Below are 14,120 nucleotides of genomic sequence, written 5' to 3' on the forward strand. Positions count from 1 at the left end.
GTCCATAAAAAAGGCGCAGAATTCTGCGCCTTTTCAGTAAGTTACTTTCTTAGCTCAGACGGCCATGGCACTGTTTGTATTTTTTACCTGAACCGCAAGGGCACGGATCGTTACGTCCCACTTTACGATCGCCGGTCTGTGCCGCCAGCTCTTCTGCGACAGCAGAATCATCACCTTTATGGCTCAGTTGCTGCATCTGCGCTAAACGCTCAGCATCTTCGCGACGCTGCTGCTCCATTGCTTCGACTTCTTCAGGCATACGCACCTGAACTTTGCTCAGGGTGCTGATCACTTCATATTTCAGTGACTCCAGCATAGAGGCAAACATGGAGAAGGATTCGCGTTTATATTCCTGCTTCGGATCTTTTTGCGCATAACCACGCAGGTGGATACCCTGACGCAGGTAGTCCATCGCCGCAAGGTGCTCTTTCCACAGGGAGTCGAGCGTTTGCAGCATCACACCTTTTTCGAAGTGACGCATCATCTCCGCGCCCACAACTTCCTCTTTACGCTGATAGACTTCTACAGCGTTGGCCAGAATACGTTCGCGCAGCGTCTCTTCATGCAGTTCAGGCTCTTTATCCAGCCACTCTGAAATCGGCATCTCGAGGTCGAAATCGTTTTTCAAACGTTCCTGCAGACCCGGGATATCCCACATTTCTTCCAGCGACTGCGGCGGAATATAGGCATCAATCGTTGCTTTGAAGACATCTTCACGGATGCTGTTGATGGTCTCGCTAACGTCGGACACATCCAGCAGCTCGTTACGCTGGGTGTAGATTGCGCGACGCTGGTCGTTGGCGACATCATCATATTCCAGCAATTGCTTACGAATGTCGAAGTTGCGGCTTTCCACTTTACGCTGCGCGTTAGCAATCGCTTTAGTTACCCACGGGTGTTCAATCGCTTCACCCGGCTTCATGCCCAGTTTACGCATCATGCCAGACACGCGGTCGGAGGCAAAAATACGCATCAGCGCATCTTCCATCGACAGGTAGAAACGAGAAGAACCCGCATCCCCCTGACGACCAGAACGACCACGCAGCTGGTTATCGATACGGCGAGATTCATGACGTTCGGTACCAATGATGTGCAAACCACCGGAGGCCAACACCGCGTCGTGACGCACCTGCCAGTCAGCTTTAATCTGTGCGATTTGTTCTTCTGTCGGATTTTCCAGCTCGGCGACTTCTGCCTGCCAGCTACCACCCAGCACGATATCCGTACCTCGACCTGCCATGTTAGTGGCAATGGTCACGGCTGACGGATAGCCCGCCTGTGCGACGATTGCCGCTTCGTTAGCGTGGAACTTGGCGTTCAGCACGTTATGCTTGATACCGGCTTTGGTCAGTTCGTTAGAGACCACTTCAGATTTTTCAATGGAGATAGTACCCACCAGCACCGGCTGGCCATTTGCGGTACGCTCTTTAATATCTTCGATAATGGCCTGAATTTTTTCCGCTTCGGTCATGTACACCAGATCCGGCAAATCCTTACGGATCATCGGACGGTTGGTCGGCACAACTACGGTATCCAGTTTGTAGATAGAGCTGAATTCGAACGCTTCGGTATCTGCTGTACCGGTCATACCGGCCAGTTTTTCGTACAAGCGGAAGTAGTTCTGGAAGGTGATAGAAGCCAGCGTCTGGTTTTCGTTCTGAATTTCTACGCCTTCTTTGGCTTCAACAGCCTGGTGCAGACCGTCAGACCAGCGACGCCCCTGCATGGTACGTCCGGTGTGTTCGTCGACGATGATAACTTCGCCGTCTTTCACAATGTAGTCGACATCGCGGGTGAACAGCACATGTGCGCGCAGTGCGGCAGTCACGTGATGCATCAGCATGATGTTGCCCGGAGAGTACAACGACTCGCCTTCATCCATAATGCCTTCTTTCACCAGCAGTTCTTCAATCAGAACCAGACCACGTTCGGTAAGGTTAACCTGACGCGATTTCTCATCGACAGAGAAGTGGCCTTCGCCCTGGAACGAGTCAGAATCTTCCTTCTCCTGACGGATCAGGTTTGGAATAATTTTGTTCACTTTCTTGTACATTTCCGAGCTATCTTCAGCCGGGCCGGAAATGATCAGCGGCGTACGTGCTTCATCGATCAGGATGGAGTCGACCTCATCCACCAACGCATAATGCAGTTTACGCTGAACGCGCTCTTCCGGACTAAACGCCATGTTGTCGCGCAGGTAGTCAAAACCGTATTCGTTGTTGGTTCCGTAGGTAATATCGGCATTGTAGGCTTCACGCTTGGCCGGTGCCGGCAGACCTGACATGTTGATCCCTACGGTCATACCGAGGAACTCAAACAGTGGGCGGTTATTTTCGGCGTCACGCTGAGCCAGGTAGTCGTTCACGGTCACCACGTGTACGCCCTTCCCGCTTAATGCGTTCAGGTAGGCCGGCAACGTTGCGGTCAGGGTTTTACCTTCACCGGTACGCATTTCCGCGATGCAGCGATCGTTAAGCACCATACCGCCCAGCAGCTGCACGTCAAAGTGACGCATACCGAACACACGCTTACTGGCTTCACGGACTACCGCAAATGCTTCCGGGATCAGGCTTTCAACGCTGGCACCTTTTTCCAGACGCGCGCGGAATTCAGCAGTCTTCGCTTTCAGCTCATCATCGGAGAGTTTTTCCATCTCCGGTTCCATCGCGTTAATGACGTTGACCACTTTGCGCATACGACGCAGCGTACGCTCGTTACGGCTACCGAATACTTTGGTTAATAATTTGATTAGCATAATAAAATCTCAAACGCCCCGCGATGCGGAGTCAAAAATTATAAGTTGGAAGGTTCTTTTTTAGCTGAGGCGTTGAGGACCAGCGCGGATACCCTGCAGCTGGCTGATCCAGACCGGAACGCTAAACGCGGCCTGAGAAGTGAAATGGGCGTATGTCACGCGACTTACAGTCGCCGGTGGTCTGCCTTCCTGCGTCAGCATCGCGCTGAGCGTATTCAGTAACGCAAGATGGTGCGCCTGGATTGGCAATGGCTCATCGGCAACGGGCAACGCCTGAGGCGCCATGGCAAAAGAAAGATGGCGGATAACCGTACGAATGGCATGTTGATGCCAGTAATCGACAGTAAAATTCGGGCGACGGTTAGTGGCTTCCAGCAAAGCAAGCTGGCTAAAGTTAACCTTAGCGGATTGATCGTGGTTGCTGGCGGTCGCTTTCGCGGGCGTATTCGGTTCAGCGGCATTACCGATCGCGGGCAGGCCAAAACTTGCCGCGACCATCCCTAATAAGAGATGCGGCCAGAAGTACCGTCTGCCTAACTGTCGCCAGCGCGTCAGTATTCCACTCACGTTAGTGCCACCTGATCTACCCTGCATTTGGGGTTATAAATTCAAAACGATTTTTGCGCACAAATCTTATCATTAAAGCGCGCACTCCACAGCAGTAATGACAGCAAGCCGTGGTTAAATATGCTTAAGAAAGCAGCGATCGCGCTGTATTTTAATCTGACAGCGGGAAAAAAGTCGCATCGAAAAAGACGGTGAGCTATCGGAGGATAAAAAAAACGACTGGCTCACCTGGCCGGAGAGAGTGCCAGATTGACCAGTCGAATTTATACGACAGATATACACTTCATCCTTCAAGCTGCCTCTTTGTTGGCTGCCTTCTCTCACCCCAGTCACGTACTGGTCGTACGTTCCTGAGGATTCGCTCAGTTGCCGCCTTGATGCAACCTGAATGATTTTGTGTATAGTTATTATGCCAGTACAGTCGAAGGCGCTTTGAACGCCAGCGGCAGTTCTGCGTCGTCCTGGAAGGTCACATATTCCCAGGCTTCCTGTTTTGCCAGAACCGCCTGCAACAGTTTGTTATTCAATGCATGACCGGACTTATACGCGGTGAATGCACCAATAATGTTGTGACCACACATGAACAAGTCACCAATCGCGTCGAGCATTTTGTGACGAACGAATTCATCTTCAAAACGCAGGCCGTCTTCGTTCAGTACGCGATAATCGTCAACAACGATGGCACAATCGAAGCTGCCGCCCAGGGCCAGGCCACGGGACTGCAGATACTCGATATCACGCATGAAGCCGAAAGTACGCGCACGGCTGATCTGGCGCATGAACGCATCAGCAGAGAAGTTCATCGCATAGCGCTGCGTGCTGGCATCAATCGCCGGATGGTTAAAGTCGATGGTAAAATCCAACGAGAAACCATTAAACGGCTTGAATTCAGCCCACTTGTCGCCATCTTCGACGCGAACGGTCTCTTTGATGCGGACAAATTTCTTCGCACTGTTCAGTTCTTCAATACCTGCGTCAAGCAGCAGGTAGACGAATGGAGCAGCACTACCATCCATGATTGGGATTTCCGGGGCATTAACCTCAATAACGATGTTATCGATACCTAAGCCCGCCAGAGCAGCATTAAGGTGCTCAACGGTTGAAATCCGCACATCATGCTCGTTGACCAGACACGTACAGAGCATGGTATCACGCACAGATTTGGCATCGGCCGGGAAATCTACCGGAGGATTCAAGTCGGTGCGACGATAGATGACCCCGGTGTTGGCCGGCGCAGGGCGTAGCGTCAGCGTGACTTTTTTGCCGGTATGTAAACCGACGCCAGTCGCCTGAACGATACGTTTAAGAGTCCTTTGTTTGATCATCGTATAATCTCGCCAAATTACCTATCCAACCGAAGTGTACTATACATTCGGTGGGCCAGTTTAGCACAAAGAGCCACAATTCCCAAATTCCAGCTAATTCTTAATCAGCTTGCTTACGCAGGAATGCAGGGATATCCAGATAATCCGGCTCTTTAGTGGTTTGCGGCGTATTGTCGTTAACCACTTTCGCTACCGGCTTCTGCTCTTGCGTCAACGGCGCCATACCGTGCTGCTGGTAACGATCCATGACCGGCTGCTGTACCTGCTTGTTGGTTACCAGAGTGATTTCAGGACGCTTGTCCATACCAATTCCAGTCGCAACAACGGTTACGCGCAATTCGTCGTTCATATCCGGGTCCAGAGAGGTACCGATTACCACGGTCGCGTTATCCGATGCAAAGGCACGGATGGTGTTACCCACGGTTTCGAACTCATCCAGACGCAGGTCGAAGCCCGCAGTAATGTTGACCAGCACACCGCGTGCGCCGGACAGATCGATGTCTTCCAGCAGCGGAGAAGAGATAGCCATTTCAGCCGCTTCTTCTGCACGGTCTTCACCGCTCGCCACGCCAGAACCCATCATCGCGTAGCCCATTTCGGACATCACGGTGCGCACGTCTGCAAAGTCGACGTTCATCAGGCCCGGACGAGTAATCAGTTCAGCGATACCCTGAACTGCGCCTTTCAGTACGTCGTTCGCTGCGCCAAACGCATCCAGCAGGGAGATACCGCGACCCAGCACTTTCAGCAGTTTGTCATTCGGAATAGTGATCAGAGAGTCCACATGTTTGGACAGCTCGGTGATACCCTGCTCTGCGAATGCCATACGCTTCTTGCCTTCAAAGTTGAAAGGCTTAGTCACGACGGCAACGGTCAGAATACCTAAATCTTTTGCTACTTCAGCAACCACTGGCGCTGCACCGGTACCGGTACCGCCGCCCATGCCTGCTGCGATAAACACCATGTCTGCCCCGTCAAGCGCTGCACGCAGAGCTTCACGATCTTCGTCTGCCGCATTACGGCCGACTTCCGGGTTCGCACCCGCGCCCAGACCTTTGGTGATGCCGCTACCAATCTGAATGGTCTGTCCAACCGCCGTTTTACGCAACGCCTGAGCGTCGGTATTCACCGCGAAGAATTCAACACCTTCGATGCGCTCACGCACCATGTGTTCAACGGCATTACCGCCGCCGCCGCCGACGCCGATGACTTTAATCACCGCGTCATTGGTCAGTTCCATAGGTTCAAACATAGTTTCTCTCTCCGTTGTGCCTGTCGCCTGAGACCGTTAATGTGCGTCGGTCTCTTTAAAAATTAAAACTCTTTTCTCAGCCAGCTATTGAGTCGTTTAATCCACGAGCCAACTGATGCCGTTACACGTTTTTCAACTTCAGCTTCACCACTTAAATGGGATTCTTTCCCGTAGTGAAGCAGCCCCACTGCCGTTGAATAATACGGCTCCTGGGCATAATCTGTCAGACCGGTAATATTCAGCGGCGCGCCAATACGTACCTGGGTATGGAACACGCGCTGAGCGCAGGCCGCAAGACCTTCAATTTGCGCAGCACCACCGGTTAACACAATCCCCGCCGCCAGATGATGTTTCACACCTTGCTGGCGAAGTTGTTCCTGTAATTGCAAAATTTCTTCGTTGACCAGGTTAAGCAGCTCGGTATAACGCGGCTCAATGACCTCAGCCAGAGTCTGACGTTGCAGACTGCGTGGCGGACGACCACCCACGCTTGGCACTTCAACGCTCTCATCTTTGCCAACGATAGAACCCAGCGCACAACCATGACGAACTTTAATGGCTTCCGCATCGCTCGGCGGCGTACCAAAGGCATACGCGATATCGCTGGTGACCACATTCCCTGCATAAGGGATTACTTTGGTATGGCGCAACGCCCCGCCAGTATAAACGGCGATGTCCATTGTACCACCACCAATATCGACCACGCAGACACCCAGCTCACGTTCGTCTTCCGTTAACACGGAATAACTGGCTGCCAACCCGGCAAATATCAGTTGGTCAACTTTCAGACCACAGCGTTCAACGGCTTTGACGATGTTCTTCGCCATGTCGTTGTGACAGGTAATCAGATGTACTTTTGCCTGCATACGCACGCCGGAAAGACCGACCGGATTTTTAATGCCTTCCTGGTAGTCAATGGCGTATTCCTGTGGAATAACGTGCAGTACACGATGTTCATCGCGCACACGCACGGATTTTGCCGTATGCACAACATTTTCCACATCTTCCTGGGTCACTTCCTCTTCGGAAATGGGCACCATACCAATTTCATTCTGACAGCTAATATGTTTACCGGAAAGCGCCAGATACACTGAGGAAATCTGGCAATCTGCCATCAGTTCAGCCTGGTCAATGGCGCGCTGTACGCATTTCACCACTGACTCCAGATCGTTCACCCCGCCTTTATCCATACCTCGCGATGGGCAACTGCCCACGCCAATGATATTGACCATACCGTCGGGCAGAACTTCCCCTACTAAAGCGGCTACCTTCGCGGTGCCAATCTCCAGTCCAACTACCAGTTTTCTGTCCGTCGCCTTGATCATTGTTGTTCTGCCTGTGCCTGATTCTGTTGCTGATTAGATTCCTCAGGAGGCAAGGGAACCCAGCCTACTGCCGCTCCTGAGTCATAACGCAAATCAACGTAGCTAATCCGTTTGCCATCGGTTTGCGCCTGCTGCTGTAAAACCGGGTAGAGTTCCACAAAGCGAGCCAAACGTTTTATCGTATCGCCCCTGCCCAGATTGAGCTTAATATCGTTATTCAGCGTCAACTGCCAGGAACGACGAGCGGTCATCGCCGCTTCCTTCAGGGTGAATCTATCCTTAGCCAGCACCTGCCCCATATCACGGAACCCTTGCAACACTTCACTCGCGCTGCCTTCTGGCCCGTACAACATAGGTAATTCCTGCTTATTGGCCCGACCGGTTGGGACGCTGAACGTATTTCCTTCGGCATCCACCATATGTTGGTCATTCCAACGCGCTATCGGCACATATTCAACCAGATGAATCTTCAATTCATCAGGCCATTGCTTTCTGACGCTCGCCTGTTTGATCCAGGGGAGACGTTCAATCTGGCTCTGGATGATGTTCACATCCTGAGCCATAAAGGTTCCCGGAGCGCCCAGCGCCAGGATGGACTGCCGGATATCGTCATTGCGCGTATAATGCCGTTCGCCGGTTAACACCAGTTTTGACAATGGCAAACGCTGCGCATCTTCCATCCATCCCAACACTACCCAGCCGCTAACAAACACGGTGCACAGCACTGTCAGCAGAAACAGTATTCCTGCAAGACGCGTTCCATTGTTGCGGCGTGAGGAGAGAAGTTCTTCTTCATCACCGTTTCGCGTGTTCAGCGCAGCCTGCGACATATCAGTCCGCCAACTCCAGAATTCGTACCACCAACTGCGAGAAGCTCAGGCCTGCCTGACGTGCCGCCATCGGCACCAGGCTGTGGCTGGTCATACCCGGAGAGGTATTGGCTTCCAGCAGATAAAACTGGTCATCGCTGTCCAGCATGACGTCAATGCGACCCCAACCTTTACAGCCCAATGCAGTCCATGCTTTCAGGACTAATTCCTGCAAACGGGCCTCTTGTTCGGCTTCCAGACCTGCAGGGCAGAAATATTGTGTCTCATCAGAGAGATACTTCGCCTCATAATCATAGAAGGTTCCCGCGGGTTGGATACGTATTGACGGTAAAATTTCTTCACCAAGTATCGCAACTGTAAATTCCGGGCCACTGAGCCATTTTTCGATCAGTACTTCTTCATCATGCTGAAAAGCCAATGCTAATGCACCCTGCAAAGCATTTTCTTCTTCAACTTTTGACATCCCTACGCTGGAGCCTTCACGGCTTGGCTTCACAATCAACGGCAAGCCTAACGCAGAAATTTTTGTAACCGATTCATTGCTAAGACCTTTTTTGAACTCAGTGCGGGTCAATGCAACCCATGGCGCAACGGGTAAACCTGCGCCCTGCCACAGCAGCTTGCTGCGCAGTTTGTCCATTGAGATAGCCGATGCCATAACGCCGCTGCCGGTATACGGCAGGCCAATTTGCTCCAGCACGCCCTGCAACGTGCCATCTTCCCCGCCACGACCGTGCAGCGCAATAAACACCTTCTGAAAACCCATTGATTTCAAAAGAGTGACATCAACCTCTTTCGGATCAACCGGATGGGCATCGACACCACCTTCACGTAACCCTGCCAGCACAGCCGCGCCAGAATTCAGCGACACTTCTCGTTCTGCGGAGGTGCCCCCTAACAGGACCGCGATTTTATCAGCCATGTTGTTCTTCCTCCGGGTTTTGCGGCTTCAGTTTGATTTCAGCTAAGGAACGCGCGATTTTGCCGATATTTCCAGCACCTTGCACCAAAATCAGATCGTTGCCGGTTAATACCGGCGCCAGCATTTCCGCTACCTGGGCCGGATCGGACACCAGAATAGGATCGATCTTACCGCGACCACGAATGGTACGGCACAGCGAGCGGCTGTCTGCCCCCGGAATCGCGGCTTCGCCCGCGGCATACACATCCAACATCAACAGCGCATCGACCTGAGTCAGCACGTTGGCAAAGTCGTCGTACAGATCGCGCGTACGCGTGAACCGATGCGGCTGGAACAGCATTACCAGATTTTTGTCCGGCCAGCCCGCGCGCGCGGCTTTGATCGTGGCATCGACTTCCGTTGGGTGATGGCCATAGTCATCGACCAGCATCGCCGTCCCGGTTTTACCGTTGACTGGCTCAAGCGGGAATTCGCCGAGGAAGTCAAAACGGCGTCCGGTGCCCTGGAAACTTTCCAGCGCGCGCAGGATCGCATCGTCTTCAATACCCTCTTCCGTTGCCACTGCCACGGCAGCCGCCGCGTTCAAGGCATTGTGACGGCCAGGCGCGTTCAACGTCACACGTAAATCGGCCATCCCCTGACGCAGCAGCGTGAAGTGCCCTTGTGGACCAATCTGCTGGTAATCTTCAACGCGCACATCGGCATCATCGCTGAAACCATAGGTTGTGGTTTGGCGCCCGACGCGCGGTAACAGCTCGCGGATCACCGGATCGTCAACGCACATCACCGCACGACCATAAAACGGCAAGTTATGCAGGAAATTAATAAACGTCTGCTTTAAATTTTCGAAGTCGCCATGGTAGGTATCCATATGGTCAGCTTCGATGTTGGTGACAATCGCCACCATCGGCTGCAAATGCAGGAACGACGCATCGCTCTCATCGGCTTCCGCAATCAAATAACGGCTATGGCCTAAGCGCGCATGTACGCCTGCCGCCTTCACCAGTCCGCCGTTGACAAAGGTCGGATCCAGTCCCGCTTCCGCGTAAATGCTGGAGACCATCGCGGTGGTTGTGGTTTTACCGTGGGTCCCGGCAATGGCGATACCGTGACGAAAACGCATTAATTCAGCCAACATTTCAGCACGACGGATCACCGGAATACGCGCTTCATGGGCCGCAACAATTTCCGGGTTATCCGCAGAAATAGCGCTGGACACCACCACCACGCTCGCATCACGCACGTTTTCCGGGCGATGATTAAAGAAAATCGTGGCGCCCAGATTCGTCAACTGCTGCGTAACCGGATTCGGCGCCAGGTCAGAACCGCTGATCTGATAACCTTCATTGGCCAAAACTTCGGCAATACCGCCCATACCGGCACCACCGATGCCGACAAAGTGGATGTGCCGAACGCGACGCATTTCGGGCACGATGGAACGCAGTTTTGCCAGTTGTTGTGTATTCATTCTTTAGCCATTAACTTCTTAGTTCATGCGATGCAAAAGGCATCACCACAATTACGCCCGGGCAGCCCGGCTCACTTCAGTTGCAACCCGCTCTGTGGCATCCGGTATGGATGCGGCGCGCGCACGTTCTGCCATGGTTAATAAGGTTTCTCGCGACCACCCGGCAAGGGTGTTAGCGACGGCATCCACAGTAAACTGCGGCTGCTCAAGAATTTTGGCTGCGCCCACTTTCTCCAGCGGCAGCGCATTCCAGTACTGCTGTCTGTCTTTGTGCTGGAACGGCACAAACAGCGCCGGCAAACCTGCGGCGGCAATTTCGCTCACTGTCAGCGCGCCTGAGCGACACACTACGACATCTGCCCACGCGTAGGCGGCTGCCATATCATCAATAAACTCAGTGACCTTGTGCTGCGGTTGTCCCGCGTCGGCATAAGCCTGCTCAACGGTTTGCTGCGCGCCTTTGCCGCTCTGATGCCAGATAGTCACCGCATCGCCAAGCTTTGCGGCAACCTGCGGCATCGTCTGGTTCAATACGCGTGCACCCTGAGATCCCCCGACGACCAGCACGCGAACCGGACCTTCACGCCCAGCCAGACGTTCTTCGGGTAACGGCAATGCAAGGACATCAGTTCGCACTGGATTCCCCACCACGTCCGCATTCGGGAAAGCGCCAGGAAAAGCCTGCATTACCTTCGTTGCAATTTTCGCCAGCCACTTGTTGGTTAATCCCGCAATGCCGTTCTGCTCATGCAGAACCACCGGAATGCCTAATGACCAGGCCGCCAGACCGCCAGGACCGGACACGTAGCCGCCCATACCCAGCACCACATCAGGCTTAAACTGCTTCATGATGGCGCGCGCCTGACGCCAGGCATTAAAAATACGTACAGGTGCAGCCAGCAGTGCGTTAACGCCTTTGCCACGCAAACCGGAGATGCGAATAAAATCAATGTCAATGCCGTGTTTCGGCACTAAGTCCGCTTCCATACGATCGGCGGTGCCCAGCCAACGAACCTGCCAGCCCTGGGCCATTAAATGATGCGCGACCGCCAGCCCCGGGAAGACATGTCCACCGGTACCGCCCGCCATCACCATTAACCGCTTCGGTTGACCACTCATCGTGCACCTCGTGTAAACGCCTGGGCTTTTTCCAGACGCGTTTCATAATCAATACGTAACAAAAACATGATGGCCGTCGACATGATCAACAAACTGGAACCACCATAACTGATCAGCGGCAGCGTCAGACCTTTGGTTGGCAGCATACCTGCCGCCGCGCCGACGTTTACCAGCGCCTGGAAGCTAAACCAAATCCCGATGGAGCAGGCTAAGAAACCTGAAAAACGGTGGTCAATTTCCAGCGCCTTACGACCGATCGACATCGCGCGAAAAGCGACGAAGAATACCATTAAAAGTGCCAATACCACACCGATATAACCCAGCTCCTCCCCAATGATGGCGAAGATGAAGTCGGTGTGCGCTTCAGGTAAATACTCCAGTTTTTGTACTGAATTACCTAAGCCCTGTCCCCAAACCTCACCGCGACCAAAGGCCATCAGGGATTGCGTCAGCTGGTAACCGCTGCCAAACGGATCTTCCCATGGGTTCCAGAAGGAAGTTACGCGGCGAATACGATACGGCTCGGCAAGGATCAGCAGTACGACCGCCGAAATCCCCATGCCGATGATGGCGATGAACTGCCACAGTTTCGCGCCCGCCAGAAACAGCATCGCCAGGGTCGTGACAAACAGCACCACCACCGTACCCAGATCGGGCTGCGCCAGCAGTAAAATAGCCAGCACCAGGATCACGCCCATCGGTTTTAAGAAACCGCGCAGGTTGTTACGCACCTCATCCACCTTACGCACGAGGTAGTTGGCGAGGTAACAGAACAACGACAGCTTGGTAAACTCCGCAGGCTGAATACGCAGCGGACCCAACGCAATCCAGCGCGACGCCCCGTTAACCGAACTGCCTACAACCAGCACGATCAGCAGCATGATGATTGAGGCTATCAGCATCGTCGTACTGTACTTTTGCCAGAACTCCATCGGCAGACGCAGCGTGACCATCGCCAGACAAAACGCGAGGAAGATGTACAACGCGTCACGCTTAGCAAACAGGAAAGGATCGCCCGCCAGGCGTTGTCCTACGGGCATCGATGCTGATGTCACCATCACGAAGCCGATCGCCGCCAGACCAAAGGTCAGCCACAGCAGCATGCGGTCATACATGATCAGGCTGTCGGCGTCTTTATCACGCGAAGCCATCACCCAGCCTTTAAGCGCCGCAAAGATCCACGCCAGGACACCCAGTCCCGGTAAGCGCGGCAGTCTCAGACGAGGGAGAGATAAGCGCATCAACCCAACTCCTTCGCCAGGTGGGTAAAGACGTCGCCACGTTGCTCAAAGTTCTTGAACTGATCGAGGCTGGCGCAGGCTGGCGACAGCAGCACCATATCGCCCGGCTTCACGCGCGGCGCAAGCAGACGCATCGCCTGTTCCATGGTTTCAGTTTGTTCCGCAATCTCAGGTCGCAGAGCGGCAAGCTGTGCGCCATCGCGGCCAAAGCAGTACAGACGAATGTTGTTGCCGGTCAGGTAACGTTGCAGCGGCATAAAGTCAGCGGATTTTCCGTCGCCGCCCAGCAGCAGGTGCAGCGTGCCGTCAACGTGCAGGCCATTCAGCGCGGCTTCAGTGCTGCCGACGTTGGTCGCTTTTGAATCATTGATCCAACGCACGCCGTTATGATTCAGTACCAACTGGAAACGGTGCGCCAGGCCGGTAAAGGTGGTCAGCGCTTTCAGGCTCGACGCCCGTGGTAAACCTGCGGCATCCGCCAGCGCCAGCGCAGCCAGGGCGTTGGTATAGTTATGCTGACCGGAAAGCGTCATCTCTTTCACGTTGAGGACTTTTTCCCCTTTCACCCGCAGCCAGGTTTCGCCCTGCTGACGATTAAGGTGATAGTCCCCCATATTGACGCCAAAGCTCACGCAACGCTCATCTGCACCACGAACCGGCATAGTCAGCGCATCATCCGCATTGACCACGCATACTTTCGCGTTCTCATAGACGCGCAGTTTGGCTGCACGGTACTGCTGCAGTCCAAACGGATAACGGTCCATATGATCTTCAGTGACGTTCAAAATGGTGGCCGCGACAGCCCGTAAGCTGGAGGTTGTCTCCAGTTGGAAGCTGGACAGCTCCAGAACATACAGCTCACGTTCGTCATCCAGCAGCATCAGCGCCGGCAGACCGATATTACCGCCAACACCGACGTTTACTCCGGCCGCTTTCGCCATTTCGCCAACCAGCGTCGTGACGGTACTTTTACCGTTTGAACCGGTGATCGCGACGATCGGCGCCTGCGCTTCGCGGCAGAACAGCTCAATGTCGCCAACAATTTCAATCCCTGCATCAGCAGCAGCGCTCAACGAAGGGTGCGCCAGGGCAATACCGGGGCTGGCGACGATTAAATCAGCGGCCAGCAGCCAGTCATCATTCAGACTGCCAACATGACGCTCAACCGCTTCCGGTAATTTATCCAGGCCAGGCGGCGTCGCACGGGTATCCATTACGCGCGGCGTCACGCCACGCGCCAGGAAGAAATCCACGCAGGACAGTCCGGTCAACCCCAGACCGATAATGACGACTTTTTTACCCTGGTAATCAGCCAT

The 14,120-nt window shown here is 53.7% G+C and carries 11 protein-coding genes; all 11 read right to left on the reverse strand.

Going from position 1 to position 14,120, the window contains the following annotated elements; all coding sequences use genetic code 11:
• Positions 1-49 precede the first annotated feature (49 nt).
• Positions 50-2,755 carry a preprotein translocase subunit SecA gene (gene secA / locus OGX91_RS14270; RefSeq protein WP_149691215.1) on the reverse strand — a complete coding sequence of 902 codons (2,706 nt, stop codon included), beginning with the start codon at positions 2,753-2,755 and terminating at the stop codon, positions 50-52.
• A 60-nt stretch (positions 2,756-2,815) separates the two neighbouring features.
• A complete protein-coding gene (gene secM, locus OGX91_RS14275) occupies positions 2,816-3,322 on the reverse strand; it encodes a secA translation cis-regulator SecM (RefSeq protein WP_005124640.1) in 507 nt (168 codons plus the stop codon).
• 407 nt (positions 3,323-3,729) lie between these two features.
• Positions 3,730-4,647 (reverse strand): UDP-3-O-acyl-N-acetylglucosamine deacetylase, encoded by a 918-nt coding sequence (lpxC, locus tag OGX91_RS14280; protein WP_003018750.1) that lies wholly within the window; start codon positions 4,645-4,647, stop codon positions 3,730-3,732.
• A 100-nt stretch (positions 4,648-4,747) separates the two neighbouring features.
• Positions 4,748-5,899 carry a cell division protein FtsZ gene (gene ftsZ / locus OGX91_RS14285; protein ID WP_003018753.1) on the reverse strand — a complete coding sequence of 384 codons (1,152 nt, stop codon included), beginning with the start codon at positions 5,897-5,899 and terminating at the stop codon, positions 4,748-4,750.
• Between the two features lie 62 nt (positions 5,900-5,961).
• On the reverse strand, positions 5,962-7,224 hold the full coding sequence (ftsA, locus tag OGX91_RS14290) for a cell division protein FtsA (protein WP_003018755.1): 1,263 nt from the start codon (positions 7,222-7,224) through the stop codon (positions 5,962-5,964).
• Positions 7,221-8,054, reverse strand: a complete 834-nt coding sequence (ftsQ, locus tag OGX91_RS14295; protein ID WP_286626596.1) for a cell division protein FtsQ — start codon at positions 8,052-8,054, stop codon at positions 7,221-7,223. Before ftsQ ends, ftsA begins: the two co-directional genes overlap by 4 nt.
• A gap of 1 nt (position 8,055) precedes the next feature.
• A complete protein-coding gene (locus OGX91_RS14300) occupies positions 8,056-8,976 on the reverse strand; it encodes a D-alanine--D-alanine ligase (protein WP_199947481.1) in 921 nt (306 codons plus the stop codon).
• Positions 8,969-10,444, reverse strand: a complete 1,476-nt coding sequence (gene murC / locus OGX91_RS14305; RefSeq protein ID WP_005124616.1) for a UDP-N-acetylmuramate--L-alanine ligase — start codon at positions 10,442-10,444, stop codon at positions 8,969-8,971. The genes OGX91_RS14300 and murC overlap by 8 nt, the downstream gene beginning before the upstream one ends.
• A 51-nt stretch (positions 10,445-10,495) precedes the next feature.
• On the reverse strand, positions 10,496-11,563 hold the full coding sequence (gene murG, locus OGX91_RS14310) for an undecaprenyldiphospho-muramoylpentapeptide beta-N-acetylglucosaminyltransferase (protein WP_040229977.1): 1,068 nt from the start codon (positions 11,561-11,563) through the stop codon (positions 10,496-10,498).
• Complete coding sequence (ftsW, locus tag OGX91_RS14315) at positions 11,560-12,804, reverse strand: cell division protein FtsW (RefSeq protein WP_149691212.1); 1,245 nt, start codon at positions 12,802-12,804, stop codon at positions 11,560-11,562. Before ftsW ends, murG begins: the two co-directional genes overlap by 4 nt.
• Positions 12,804-14,120, reverse strand: a complete 1,317-nt coding sequence (gene murD / locus OGX91_RS14320) for a UDP-N-acetylmuramoyl-L-alanine--D-glutamate ligase (RefSeq protein WP_005124612.1) — start codon at positions 14,118-14,120, stop codon at positions 12,804-12,806. The genes ftsW and murD overlap by 1 nt, the downstream gene beginning before the upstream one ends.

It is taken from the genome of Citrobacter sp. Cpa228, from assembly GCF_030333085.1.
GTDB classification, from domain to species: Bacteria; Pseudomonadota; Gammaproteobacteria; order Enterobacterales; family Enterobacteriaceae; genus Citrobacter; species Citrobacter pasteurii.